Origin of the sequence: Albidovulum sp., assembly GCF_049646345.1 — a bacterium.
In the GTDB taxonomy this organism is placed as follows: Bacteria; Pseudomonadota; Alphaproteobacteria; order Rhodobacterales; family Rhodobacteraceae; genus Albidovulum.
In genome coordinates this window covers 1-13,314 of the sequence record NZ_JBARVQ010000596.1, presented here as the reverse complement: position 1 = coordinate 13,314, position 13,314 = coordinate 1, and the positions used below count along the sequence as shown (strand labels likewise).

12 protein-coding genes are annotated in these 13,314 nt (G+C 63.0%); 1 reads left to right on the top strand and 11 read right to left on the bottom strand.

The window, feature by feature from the left end; genetic code table 11:
* Together WBB85_RS15605 and ctaA are read right to left on the bottom strand one after the other, a co-directional pair.
* The coding region (locus tag WBB85_RS15605; protein ID WP_432639523.1) for a carboxypeptidase M32 at window positions 1-1,051 on the bottom strand (1,051 nt) is incomplete at its 3' end.
* Window positions 1,048-2,202 carry a heme A synthase gene (gene ctaA, locus WBB85_RS15600; RefSeq protein ID WP_432639522.1) on the bottom strand — a complete coding sequence of 385 codons (1,155 nt, stop codon included), beginning with the start codon at window positions 2,200-2,202 and terminating at the stop codon, window positions 1,048-1,050. The genes ctaA and WBB85_RS15605, both read right to left, overlap by 4 nt.
* A 417-nt stretch (window positions 2,203-2,619) precedes the next feature.
* Between ctaA and WBB85_RS15595 the strand changes: the two genes are divergently transcribed.
* Entirely contained in the window at window positions 2,620-4,452 is a 1,833-nt protein-coding gene (locus WBB85_RS15595) for a BCCT family transporter (protein ID WP_432639521.1), read from the top strand.
* A 105-nt stretch (window positions 4,453-4,557) separates the two neighbouring features.
* Here WBB85_RS15595 and WBB85_RS15590 read toward each other — a convergent pair whose 3' ends face one another.
* From WBB85_RS15590 to soxA, 9 genes are all read right to left on the bottom strand, one after another.
* Window positions 4,558-5,160, bottom strand: a complete 603-nt coding sequence (locus WBB85_RS15590; protein ID WP_432639520.1) for a 2-dehydro-3-deoxy-6-phosphogalactonate aldolase — start codon at window positions 5,158-5,160, stop codon at window positions 4,558-4,560.
* On the bottom strand, window positions 5,157-6,080 hold the full coding sequence (locus tag WBB85_RS15585) for a 2-dehydro-3-deoxygalactonokinase (RefSeq protein WP_432639519.1): 924 nt from the start codon (window positions 6,078-6,080) through the stop codon (window positions 5,157-5,159). Before WBB85_RS15585 ends, WBB85_RS15590 begins: the two co-directional genes overlap by 4 nt.
* Window positions 6,081-6,199: 119 nt before the next feature.
* Window positions 6,200-6,640 (bottom strand): DUF302 domain-containing protein, encoded by a 441-nt coding sequence (locus WBB85_RS15580; RefSeq protein WP_432639518.1) that lies wholly within the window; start codon window positions 6,638-6,640, stop codon window positions 6,200-6,202.
* Between the two features lie 48 nt (window positions 6,641-6,688).
* Window positions 6,689-7,954, bottom strand: coding sequence for an FCSD flavin-binding domain-containing protein (locus tag WBB85_RS15575; RefSeq protein ID WP_432639517.1), 1,266 nt, complete (start codon window positions 7,952-7,954; stop codon window positions 6,689-6,691).
* Between the two features lie 14 nt (window positions 7,955-7,968).
* Window positions 7,969-8,688 carry a c-type cytochrome gene (locus WBB85_RS15570; RefSeq protein WP_432639516.1) on the bottom strand — a complete coding sequence of 240 codons (720 nt, stop codon included), beginning with the start codon at window positions 8,686-8,688 and terminating at the stop codon, window positions 7,969-7,971.
* Window positions 8,689-9,774: a c-type cytochrome gene (locus WBB85_RS15565; RefSeq protein WP_432639515.1), complete on the bottom strand. Its 1,086-nt coding sequence runs from the start codon at window positions 9,772-9,774 to the stop codon at window positions 8,689-8,691.
* The gene (soxC, locus tag WBB85_RS15560) at window positions 9,758-11,020 is read right to left on the bottom strand and encodes a sulfite dehydrogenase (protein WP_432639514.1); all 1,263 of its coding nucleotides are present in this window, start codon (window positions 11,018-11,020) and stop codon (window positions 9,758-9,760) included. The genes WBB85_RS15565 and soxC overlap by 17 nt, the downstream gene beginning before the upstream one ends.
* Window positions 11,021-11,051: 31 nt before the next feature.
* Window positions 11,052-12,743 (bottom strand): thiosulfohydrolase SoxB, encoded by a 1,692-nt coding sequence (soxB, locus tag WBB85_RS15555; protein ID WP_432639513.1) that lies wholly within the window; start codon window positions 12,741-12,743, stop codon window positions 11,052-11,054.
* 123 nt (window positions 12,744-12,866) lie between these two features.
* Window positions 12,867-13,314 (bottom strand): sulfur oxidation c-type cytochrome SoxA (soxA, locus tag WBB85_RS15550; RefSeq protein WP_432639512.1); only part of this gene is annotated, 448 nt, incomplete at its 5' end.

Sequence of the window (13,314 nt, the reverse complement as noted above, 5' to 3'; positions counted from 1 at the left end):
GGTTATAGTGAACCTCATCCGCCTCAGTGCGGATATAGCCCGACTGAACCCGGTTGACCGAGCGGTAGAAGTCCTCTGCCGAAGCCACGCCGAAATCGCCAAAGACCCCGCGCATCCGTCCATGCAGCCAGCCGGTGAAGGCCCGCGACCGGCCAAGCTGGTTTTCATAGATCCGGCTCTGGCTTTCATGCACGCCCATCGACACGCCCGCACCAAGCGGCGTGAAAAGATGGGCAGGGTCGATGGCCAGTTCGTAGCAGGCATGTCCAACCTCGTGCACCGTCGAATAGAGGCAGTTGAAAGGATCGCTTTCCACCACCCGCGTGGTGATCCGCGCATCATTGCCGGAGCCCGAGGAAAACGGATGCACCGCCAGATCGAGCCGCCCCCGGGTCCAGTCATAGCCAAAGGCGGTGGCCAGCTCGCGCGCCAAGGCCAGTTGCCCCGCTTCGGCGAAATGGCCGGTGATCGGTGCAGGCTGCGAACCGGCGCCCAGCACCTCCTCGCGCAGCGCCACAAGGCGCGGCCGCATCCGGTCGAACATCGCCCCGATCGTCGCGGCGGTGGCGCCGGGTTCGTAATCGTCCAGAAGCGCATCATAAACATCGCCGCCACCAAATCCGGCCGCGGCCAGCGCCTGCCCCTTTTCGCGCATAAGCCCAACGACCCTTTCAAAGGTCGGCAGGAAATGCGCGACATCATTCTTCGCCCGCGCCTCGGCCCAGATGCCCTGCGCCACGCTCGTCACCCGCGCGATCTCGGCCGCCAGCCTGCCGGGCACGGCGGCGTTGCGGTGATAGGACCGACCGATCAACTCCAGCGACCGCGCGCCGGAAGCATCCGTCGCCTCTGCCCCGGCCAGCCAGTCACCCACGCGCGGATCGGTGCAGCGGGCATGCAGTACGGCCTCGATGGCCGCCATCTCCTCACCGCGCTGTTCAGCGGCGCCCTCGGGCATCATGGTTTCCTGATCCCAGCCCAACCGGCCCGCGATCTGGCTCAGCGCCTCGGTTTCGCGCTGAAAGGCCATGAGGTTGTCAAACGCGGTCATTTCGTCCCCCGGATGCTGGCGGTGATCGGATACTGCGCCCGGTGCCGTGCGCGGATCACCGCGACCCAGACCGCCACCGCGCCAAGCTGGTGGATCAGGCCAAGGGACAGCGGAGCGGCATGAACAACCGTGACGATGCCAAGAACAACCTGTGCGGCAAGGGCCACGAGCACGAACATGAACGCCCCGCGTGTTGCCGGATGGGCGGATTTGCGTCCCCTCAGCCAGACGACAATGCCGAAAGCCAGCAGAAGATAGCCCGCCATCCGGTGAATGAACTGCACCAGCCCGGGGTTTTCAAAGAAGGCCAGTACCGCTGGCCCGCCCTCGGGCAGATAGAAGGCATCGGCGGGGAAAATGCTTTCGCCCATCAGGGGCCATGTCGGGAACGCGCGGCCCGCATCGATCCCGGCCACCAAAGCTCCGAGCAGGATCTGGAGAAACGCGAAATGCATGAGGCCGGTCGACATCGAAAACAGCTTCGCCTCGCGCGAACGGCGGGCCTGAAGCAGGTCGGTTTCACGCCGCGACAGCGACAGCATGTACCAGGCGATCAGCCCGAGAATGGCGAAGGCGAGGCCAAGATGGAGCGCAAGGCGGTAAGAGGCGACATCGACCATGCGGCCCGTCAGGCCTGAGGACACCATCCACCAGCCGATCGCCCCCTGCAGCCCGCCAAGGGCACCAAGACCCAAAAGCCGCCCGGTCCAGCCTGTGGGCATCCGCTTGGTCGCCCAGAAGAAAACAAAGCCAAGGGCCCAGACCAGACCGACGAACCGGCCAAGCTGCCTGTGGCCCCATTCCCACCAATAGATCGTCTTGAACTCGTCGATCCCCATCTGGTGGTTCTGCAACTGAAACTCGGGACTTGCCTGATACTTGGTGAATTCCGCCTGCCAGTCGGTCGCATTCATCGGCGGCAGGGCCCCGGTCACAGGCCGCCATTCGGTGATCGAGAGGCCGCTATCGGTCAGACGTGTCAACCCACCGACCGCGATCATGGCAAGGACCATCACGAACAGCACGGCGAGCCAGATACGCACCGCGCCGCGCGCGCCGCCGCGCCCCTTGTCGATCATTCCGCCCTGCGGCGTGCCGACAGGTTTGGTGCCTTCGCCGACCTCTTCAAAGATGCTGCGTTTACCGGCCATGTGCCCCTCCGTTCAACGCGCCGGACACTATGCGCGAGGGCTGACGGCTTCAAGGGGCCGCATCTCCCGGTCCGGGCCGGCGGAGGTGACGCCACGGAACCGAACATGCCCCGGTTTGAGGATCGGGCGTTTTGCGGTTACACTCATGTCATCGACCCTGGGATATCGGAAAACCGGTTTCGGGGCGGGCTGGCGCAACCGATGCGCGAACAGGACAAAACAGGGAAGGAAAATCCGGGACATTTCGCGCGACACCGGTCCCTTTGGGTCACAAAACCGTCGCGTATGGTCCATCACATCATGGCTTAAGCGGCCATGGTTCAATCATCAGGGGGGGATGGGATGTCCTGACCGCAACCGCGGTCAGCGGACGGACCTGACGTTTCTGTCTGAAAACCCAACGAACAGGGACAGAACATGAGCATCAAACCACCATTCACAGAGATCGAGATCAAACGCGCGTCATCAGGCTTTTACGAAGGCCACAGCATGGAAATCGCGCTCGTCTCCAAAATCTCGATGGCACTTCTTGTGATCTGGGCCCTTGTCTGGCCCGCTAACGCAAACGGCGTTCTGGGCAGCCTGAACTGGCGCCTCTTGGAGGATTTCAATGCCTTCTACATCGTCATCGTCGGCTTTTTCGCCTTCTTCCTTTTTGTCGTCGCGGCCCTGCCGCAGACCGGCAAAAGGATCATGGGCACGCCCGGCGAAGCGCCGGAATTTTCGAACTTCTCATGGTTTTCAATGATGTTCGGCGCCGGCCTTGGTGTTGGCCTGATGGTGTTCGCCACGGCTGAGCCGCTGGGCCTCTGGGGTTCGAACCCCGAGATCCTGAAAGGCGGCATTGCGGGCAATACCACAGAATCGCTGCAATCAGGCTATCGCTATACATTCCTGCATTACGGCTTCCACGCATGGGCGATCTATGTCGTGACCGGCCTCAGCCTTGCCTATTACGCCTATACGCGGAACATGCCGCTGACGATCCGGTCGGCGCTGACGCCCTTGTTCGGCAAATATGTCAACGGCCCCTTCGGCCATGTGGTCGATATCCTCGGCGTTGTGGCGACGATCCTCGGCGTGTCTGTCACGATCGGCTTCGGCGTCAGCCAGTTCATTGACGGCATGTATGCCATCACCGGTGCGGAATGGATGATGGATATGACGGGCGAGGCACCTGCCCCGGGCACGGTTGGTCTGATCGCCGGTCTCATCGCAATCATGGGAATGTCGATCATTTCGGCGGTTTCGGGCGTCGGACGCGGGGTCAAATACCTCTCGAACCTCAACCTCGTCCTGTCGCTCATCCTTCTGATGGTCTTTGTCATCTTCGGCTCATTCGCCTTCGCGATGACGACCTATGGGACGGCGTTCGTCGATTACATCCTCAACTTCACCCAACTCAGCTTCGGCCCGCATCTGCCGCTGTCCGAGGCCGATTTCGCAGCCGCCCTTCCGGCCGAGGCAGCCCCGCTGGCCGACAGCCTTTATTCGGGTGCGACCAACGCATGGGGATCGTTCGAGGCGTTCCAGGGCGGACTTGAAGGCGAGGCCGCAGCGCTGTCGCCGGAAATCCAGCAGGCCGCCTATGCCGCAGGCACCGAAGGCCGCCTGTTCGGCTGGCAGGCCGGTTGGACAACCTTCTACTGGGCCTGGTGGATCGCGTTCTCGCCCTTCGTGGGCCTGTTCCTGGCGCGCATCTCCAAGGGTCGGACGGTGCGTGAATTCATCGTCGGCTGCGTCTTTGCCCCGGCGATGGTGTGCTTTGCCTGGATGACCATCCTCGGCGGCACTGCGATCGATCTGGAACTGACCGGCGGTGCCGAAGGCTCCATCATCGCGGCGTCCAACACCGCGAAACTGTTCGTGACCCTGGGCGAGATGATCTCGGGCGGGTTCCTGGCAGCAATCACCGTGATGTGCGTGGTCCTGATCATGACCTTCCTCGTCACCTCGGCGGATAGTGGCATCCTCGTGATGAACACGATCATGTCGGGCGGCGATCAGGAAACCGACAACAAGCACAAGATCATCTGGGGCATCATCCTGACGCTGGTGATCGGCACGCTTCTGGTCGCAGGCAAGACCAATGGTGGATCGGACCCGATGGAAGCGCTGAAAAGTGCGATGATCATCGGTGCCCTGCCCTTCACCATAGTCATGGGGCTGATGTGTGTCTCGCTGATCAAGGCGCTTTACCGCGACGGTCTGCGCGACAAGCATGCAGCCTCGGTGGCTGCGGCCGAATAGGCCGGGTCCAACCGCAAAGGCAGATGGCGCCGGGGCAACCCGGCGCCTCTTTCTTTTGGCAAGGCAATTCAGGCGGCGTCCAGCGTCACCGCATTTCCGCGCGGCTCAGAACATCGCATCCCAGGCGGCCACGACACCTTGCGCTTTCGCGGCCACATCCGCCACCCGGTCCCCCGGACGGTAGAGAGAGGTGCCCAGCCCGAAGCCATCCGCACCCGCCGCCCGCCATTCAGCGAAATCCGCAGGACCGACACCGCCAACGGCATAGACAGGCACATCGGTCGGCAGCACCGCGCGCATGGCTTTCAGACCGGCAGACCCCATATGGAAGGCCGGGAACAATTTCAGCCCGTCAGCCCCGGCCTTCAGGGCCGCAAAGCATTCGGTCGGCGTCAGAACGCCGGGCCAGCTTTGCAACCCCCTGGCCCTGGTCGCCGCGATCACGTCCGGATCGCAATTGGGCGACACGATCAACCGTCCGCCTGCCCCGGCCACGGCCGCGACCTCTTCCACAGTCAGAACCGTGCCTGCACCGATCAGGGCGGCGTCGCCGAAGCGCTGCGCGATCCTGCCGATGCTGGTCAGCGCATCTGGCGAATTCAACGGCACTTCGATCGCGGTGATCCCGGCATCGATCAGGGTGGCAGTGACCTCTTCGACCTCATCCGCTGTGATCCCGCGCAGGATGGCGATGATGTTGCGGCTCATGGTATCTTCACTCCGTCCAGACCGGCAGCAAGGCGGGCAAGGCCCGCCAGGGCTGCGGCATTGCCCGCCATCAGTTCGGGCGACACCCCCTGTGCCTTCAGCGCCCCTTCATAGGCCGATGAGAGACCCGGCGCGCCGATGATCGCGACCTGCTGTCCCAGCCAGTAAGGCCGGGCAGCGGCCAGTTCCGCCCCGATCAGAAAGCCCGAAAGCCGCGCCCGCGCGGCGGCGGGATCGGCACCGCGCAACAGATCCTCGGTTCTGATCCGGTAGAGCCGGGATGCCAGCCGTTCGGGCCGGGTCATCGCCTCCTCCACCGCTTCGGCAAAGGCGGCATCGTCCCAGCCCCCCTCGACCAGAGAGTGGCGCAGCACAGAGCGTTGCGACAAAAGCGCAAATATCTCACCGGTCATGAAGCTTTGGAACGACACTACCTCGCCCGCGCTGAGATGGGCCCATTTGGTATGGGTGCCGGGCAGACAGATGACGCCGTCCCAGCCGGGATTGAGCGCCAGAAAACCGGCGATCTGGGTTTCCTCGCCACGCAGAACATCGGCAGGGTCCGACTGGCTGAGGCCGGGCACGATATGGACGGTGATCCTCGGGTCTCTGACTGGCACGGGAACCAGCGCGCCCGTCGCGACCGGCTCGCAGGGAACGCTGCGATAGGCGACCTCATGCCAGCCTTCGCGGCTGCCGACCATGCCGCAGGCGATGACCGGCACGACCCGCCCTGCCGTCAGGTACGGGCCAATCAGCGACAGGAGCGCCGGTTCGAAATCCTCCGGCGACAGCCCCGCGCCACCCGCCGCGTTCAGCTCGGCTAGAACCGCGCCGCCCGGGCCGATCACAAAGGCCCGCATATGGGTAGAGCCCCAATCGACACCGATCCAGCCGATCTCTTCCGTATCCTCAGCCATTGCCTTGCCCCGCTGCCCGGTGATCCCGGCCGTACAGGCATGTTTAATGGAGTGCCCGGATGCGACCGTCAATGACGATGGGCACAGTATGCCTGACGTGTCGCCCTACGGGTGTCGGCCTACCCGCCCGCCGCTTCGCGCGCGATGGTGTCCAAGAGCGCCTCGACCTCATCCATCGGCCCGTCGGGCAGATGGCGATAGCCGATCTGGACCGTCCCTTCGCGGTCGATGACGAAGATGCCATAGGGGCAATGGGCGATGTTCATCGGATCGACCTCCATCACCTTGCGCGACAGGACCGCCGAGCAGAACAGGAAAACATCCGCCGCGTCAAAGATCGTCACGTCGCTGCCGACATCAGCGCCGGTGCGGTTCAGCATTTCACCCACATGGCTGACATAGTCGATCACCAGCCCCTGGCCGATGATCGCATTTTCAACCGCAAAGGTCGCATCCTCGAACGACCCGTCGAAGGGATATGTCGTGGCCTCCTCTTCGGACGCGGCCACCGGGGCGGTCAGCGCAAGGAAAAGGGTCAGTGGTCGTAGTGTGGTCCACATGTCGTCTCTCCTTCTGATCCTCGCGCGTTTCCTGTCGTTCAGCCCCCGTCAGCCAAAGATGTCGGCGGTGATCCCGGCATACCAGCCAAGGCTTTCCTCATAGGTTGCCTTGCGCAAATCGGCATCCTCACCCGTCTGGCTGACGAAGCTGTCGACGCTCGCGATCTTTTCATCCGTCGCCTCATATGAGGCACCGACCTTGACCCCGTCATCGGTATCAATCAGCGACCAGCAGGTGTTGGAATACTTGGCCGGGAAGGCCTTTGATCCCGTCAGTTCCGACCGGATACTCATCGCCGCAACCTTGGCCTGGCTATTGGCTGAAAAGCCCGATTTCGGCATGTCGCCCTGGGATGAGGCATCGCCCATCACATAGACATTCGGATCGGCGCGGGTTGCCATCGAATGCGGGTTCACAGGCGCCCAGCCCTTGTCGTCGGTCACACCGGCGGCGGCCGCGATCTCGCCCGCCTTCTGCGCCGGGATGACATTGCAGACATCGACCTTTTCGACTGCGCCGTCGATCACCACCTCCATCGTGTCGGGCCGCACCTCGACATTGTCGCCGCCGAAATCAGGGCCGATCCGCGTGATCATGCCGGAATAGTGCTTGCCCCAGCCTTCCTCGAAGAGGCCCTGTTTGGAGAATTTCTCCTTCGGATCAACGATCAGGATCTTCGCGGTCGGGTTCCGTTCCTTCAGCACATGGGCGACCATGCTGATCCGCTCATAGGGTCCCGGCGGGCAACGATAGGGGTTGGGCGGGGCGACCATGCAATAGGTGCCGCCTTCCGGCATCCCCTCTATCTGTTGCTTCAAAAGCTGCGTCTGGGGACCTGCCTTGTAGGCATGGGGCATGATCTCGGCCTTCGAAAGATCCCAGCCGGGGACCGAGCCGTCGACAAAATCGATGCCGGGCGCGATCACCAGCCGGTCATAGGACAGAACCTCGCCCCCGGCCAATGTCACCGTCATCGCACCCCGGTCGACACCTGCGGCCATGTCGCGGGCATGGGTGATGCCGTATTCGCCGGTCAGCTTGTCATAACGATGGGCGAGGCTGTCATAGTCGCGAAAGCCGCCGATATAGAGGTTGGAGAAGAAGCAGGTGTAATAGACCTCGGCCGGTTCGACGAGCGTCACGTCGAGAGCGCCATCGCCGTCCTTGGCGATGTAGCGCGCGCAGGTCGCCCCGCCCGCGCCGCCGCCGATGACCACCACACGGGGCTTGGTCTGGCCGAGCACCGCCGGGGCCGCAAGCACCGCCCCCGAGGCGGCAAGTGTTCCGATGAATCCGCGTCTGTTCAAAATCATGTCTTCCTCCCTTTTTATTCCTCCAGTGTACCGAAATAGGCGGCAAGTGCTGCGATCTCTTCCTCCGTCAGCCGCCCAGCCATCATCTGCATGACCGGATGCGGCCTTAACTTCTGCTTGTAAGCATGCATGGCCAGTACGAAATCTTCCTCGGGCCAAAGCGTGATTGAGGGGATGCCCGCATCCGCGCCGCTGGCCTGATGGCAGGTCTGGCATTCGGCTGCGAGGTATTCCCCGAATTCGGGATCGCCCTTCAGCGCCAGCACTTCCGGCGGCAGTTCCGGCAGGGTGCGGCGCGCGGTCGGTTCGGCCTCGGGGATGTCACGCGGCTTGTCGGAAAAGTCGCGCAGGAAGGCCAGAAGGTCGGCGCGCTGGCCTGCATCCTTCAGCCCACGGTATGACATGCGGGTGCCGGAGGCAAAGGTGCGCGGATTTTCGATATAGGCGTCCAGCGTCTCCAGCGTCCAGATCAGCCCGTCACGCCCGGCACGCTCCAGGCTGCGGGAATAAGGAAACGCCTCGATACTCGCGGCCTTTCGCCCGAAAATGCCGTTCAGTTTCGGCCCGATCGCATCTTTCGCCTCGGGTCCGATCTGATGACAGCCAGAGCATTCGCTCCAGATTACGGCTCCTGATTCCGCATTGCCGATTTCGGCAGCGTTCAGGGGGGCAACGCCCCATGCCAAGAACAGCATGAGGCCGAGGGCGAGGTGAATGTCCCCCCGCCCTGCCATCTATCCGCCGAACGTAGTCAGATAGGCGATCACGGCGTCGATCTCCTCGGCTTTCTTCAGGCCCGCAAAGGACATCTTCGTCCCCTTCATATAGGTTTTCGGACTGGCAAGGAACTCGGCCAACGTCTCATGGTTCCAGACCAGCCCTCCCTCCGCGGCGGCAGCCATGGGTTTGGAATATTTGAACCCGTCCGAAGCACCGGCGGCCTTGCCGACGATGCCGTTCAGCATCGGGCCCACAGCGTTCTTGGCACCGTCGCCGACCTTGTGGCAGGCCTTGCACTTCTTGAAGACCTTCTCGCCCGCCGCGACCAGCGCCGGATCGATGGCAGCGGTTTCCGTGGCGGGTGTTTCTTCTGCCGGGGCGGCCTCGGGCGCCATCTCTTCCGCCGGGGCTTCCGTGCCAGCCGCTGCTGCAAGCGTCAGAAGTGGCAAGGTTCCGGCAGGTTTGCCGTCGGGGTCCATCGGCGTCACGTTCAGAGTGACGGCGCGTTTGGTGACCTTCACCTCTCCCGAGCAGTCTGCCATGCAGGGCTCGCCGGTGAAGAGCGGATATTCCGCCTCGGCCCGGTCATCGGGCCGGAAGCCGCCTTCATTCGGCAGCGCGACCTCGGCGAAATTTTCTTTCGAAAGGACAAAATCCTCCTCCACCAACCCGTTGGAATAGAGAAGGAAAGCCGTGATTGCATAGGTTTCATCCGCCGTCACGGTTTGGGCCGCACCAAACGGCATCGAGCGGTGGATGTAATCCCAGACGGTCGAAAGATAGGGCCAGTAGGATCCGATCGTCTTAACCGGGCGGCGGTTGGTCAGGCTACCCTGCCCGCCCGCCAGAACCGGCCAATTGTCTATGCCCTCGGCGAAGTCACCATGGCAGGAGGCGCATTTTTCGGCAAAGACCTCATCGCCGGTAAAGACATCGCCCGAACCTTCCGGCAGGCCAGTCCCGTCCGGCAGGACGGCCACGTCCCATGCCGCCACTTCCTCCGGCAGCGCCGGACGGCCGAGGCCGGTCTTTTCCGCCAGAACCGGGGTCGCGGCCGTGAGGGCGACGGAGCAGACGAGGAGTTTAAGCGATTTCGACATTCTCGACCTCCCCATCGGCGCGGACCCACCAAGTCTGGATGGAATTGTTGTGATAGACATTGTTGAGCCCGCGGATCTCGCGCAACTGATCCTTGGTTGGCTGGACATAACCGGTCTCATCCATCGCGCGGGATTGCAGCAGCATCTCCGACCCGTCCCAGTCGATATCCAGATGGAAGCGCGTCAGCGCCTTCGGTTTCACATCACCCGACAGACGCGCGGTCCGCCAGTTCCTGCCGCCATCTATCGACACGTCCACGCGGTCGACCCGCCCGTGACCCGACCATGCAAGACCGGTGATCACCAAGGGCCCCTTGCCGTGACGAATGGGGGCCTGCGGGCTGGGCGAGGTGATGACCGATTTCGCATCCATAACCCAGGTCCATTTCCGCGCCGACCCGTCCGTCATCAGATCAGTATATTTCGAGGTCTCTTCCCGGCCCTCGACAGCCTGATCATAGACCCCGATCCGGCGTAGCCATTTGACCCACATGTTGCCCTCAAAGCCGGGCACGACGAGGCGGACCGGATAGCCATTCTCCTTGCGCAGGGCCTCGCCATTGGCAAAGAAGGCGACCAGCACGTCGTCCATCGCCTTTTCCAAGGGCATCGAGCGGCCGTTCGAAGAGGCATCGGCGCCCTCGGCATAGACCCATTTGCCCTCGGGCCTGACCCCCGCTTCCTCAAGCAACAGGCGCAGGGGCACGCCGGTATATTCCATGTTGTGGATCATGCCTTGGGTGAATTGGCAGCCCTCCAACTGCGCGCCGCCCCATTCCATGCCACCATTCGCCGCGCATTCGCAAAAGGCGGTCGTGACCGTGCGGGGGAAGCGCATCAGGTCTTCGTAGGTGAAGACCAGCGGCCGCTCGACAAGGCCCGAGATCATCAGCCGGTAGTCCGACTTGCTGAGTTCGATCGCGCCCGAATGATGCCGCTCGAACGCGCAGCCCTGCGGGGTAATCGTGCCTTCCAGAGCGTGGATCGGCGTGAAGTTGATCGACGAGACCGGGCTTTCGGTCAGCCATTCGACATTGCGCCGCACCACGTGACTTTCAAAGCGGATCGGCGTGCCATAGGGCGCGGCATCCACCGGATCGCCGAAGGACGAGGCCCAGTCCTGCACCTCGGTGATCAGGGGATCGGCCCCTTCGGCCCGCCCCATCCCGGCGGCCAGTGCGCCGGTCGCAAGGCCCGCGCCCAGCACGGCCCGGCGGCTCGGGCCCTTCTTTTCGGTCTCAGACATTGAAACCTCCTTCCTGGTCTTCTTCGTCATCTCACGCCCCGGTCACCTGAACCGAGCTGTTGGGGTCGATGGTCACGGCCCCCTGTTTCCGGATCCAGCCTTCGACAAGGTCCCAGATCGCCGGGCCTTCGGTGCCCTCGTTGACGCTGGCCCAGCCCGCGACCACGTAGGTTTTCGCGGAATCGACCGCCTCGCCGGTCTTCAGCATCGTCATATTGGTGATGCGGCTGCCTTGTGGTTTCGAGACATCGATGTGGTAGCCCATGCCCCCCACGCGCACCATGTCGCCGCCCTGCTGGTAATAGGGGTCGGGGTTGAAAAGGTTGTCGGCCACATCCTCGAGGATCGTGTGCAGCGTCTCGCCGGTCATCTCGCTGCGATAGGCCGCCGGATAGGACATGGCGGTCGCGTTGTGCAGATCCTCGCGGGTGATGCTGTCGCCGGGCAGAAGGCTCGGCCCCCAGCGGAAACCGGGGCTGAGCGCGATATCGGCCTGATGTTCGTCGATCAGCGCGTTGCAGATCAGATCATCCCAGGTGCCGTTGAAATTGCCGCGCCGGTAAAGAAGGCTGTCGGTCGTGCCGATCACCTCTTCCAGTTCCGCCTTGAAGGGCGCGCGTTCCGCGTCGATCAGGGCGGCCACCTCGGCATCCGGTTCAATGACATCGGCGAAAATCGGGATCAGCTTGTGACGGAAGCCCAGCATCTGGCCGTTCTGGACGTCGAGATCGACGCGGCTGATGAACTTGCCGTTGGAGCCGGAGGCGATCAGCAATGTCTGGCCGACCATGACCGGTTCGGGCAGCGCATCATGGGTATGGCCGGTCAGGATCACGTCGATCCCCGGCACATTTCCGGCCATCTTGCGGTCGACATCAAAACCGTTGTGGGAAAGCACCACGACCAGATCCGCGCCCGCGTCCCGCACCTCCTGCACGACCTCGGCCATACGCTCCTCGCGCACGCCGAACGACAGGTTCGGGAACATCCATTTCGGGTTGGCGATGGGGAGGTACGGGAAGGCCTGTCCGATGACGGCCACCTGCGCGCCGCCGACCTCGAACATCTTGTAGGGCTCATAGGCCGGTTCGTCCCATTCGGCGTCGAAGATATTGGCGCCAAGGAAGGGGAAAGCGAGCCCCTCGACAATCTCGGTCACCCGGTCGATGCCCAAAGTGAATTCCCAATGCGAGGTCATCGCATCGGGCTTCAGCGCATTCATCACATTGACCATGTCCTGGCCCTTCGTGCGCTCCGCCGTCAGCGACCCCTGCCAGGTATCGCCGCCGTCGAGGAGAAGCGCATCGGGCCGCGCCGCGCGGATCGCCTTGATCACCGTCGCGCAGCGGTCGAGACCGCCCATCCGGCCATAGCCCTTGGCGAGTGCCACGAAATCCTCATAGGTCAGCGCATAGGCATGAGGCGAGCCAGTTTCGATATTGAAAAGCTTCAGGAAATCAGCGCCCGTGACATGTGGCGGCAACCCGTTGACCTCGCCCACGCCAAGGTTGATCTCGGGTTCGCGGAACCAGACCGGCTTCATCTGCGCGTGGATGTCGGTGATGTGGATCAGGGTGACATTGCCGTAATCGTCAAACTCCAGGAGCTTGTCCTGCGTCAACGCCTGCTGTGCGGCCAGCCGCCCCCAATTGCCCACGCCCGACGCGCCCCAAAGCGCCGAGGCCGCCACCGTTGCCTGCAAAAAATCCCGCCGGGAAATCATCGCCTGTCTTTCCTTGTCGTTCGGCAAAACCCGACCGCCCGCGCAACACGCACGCCCGGCCCCTGCCTTCATTTCAAAATGGACGAACGAACAGGCCGGGCAACAGACCGCCCGGCCCCGATATCAGTTCCGCACCGACGGCCCTTCGACCGACAGTCCGTTGCCGCGCGAGGCGACGTAAAGCTCAAGCGCGATGAATTCCGGTGAGCCTTCGCTGAAGGTCTCGGCGCGGGTGTCGCGGATGCAGCCCTTGAAGCGGTTATGGATCGAATTCAGCTTGGCGTTCTTCAACCGGTAGGCCGGAAAGCCGTTGATCTGGCCCTGCGACAGATGATCGGCCCGGATCATATTGCCGTAATTGTCCTCATGACAATTGGCGCAGCTGAGTTCCAGCTGACCGAAGCGGGTATAGTACATCTCCTTGCCCTGCTCCCAGAACGGGGCGGCGGGACCATCGACAGCGACATTCATCGGCAGACCGCGCGAAACGGAAGAGATGAGCGCCGTCATGTTGACCATGTCGCCCGAACTCCATTTCCACTCCTCGGCCCCCATGCGTTCGGTGCGGCAA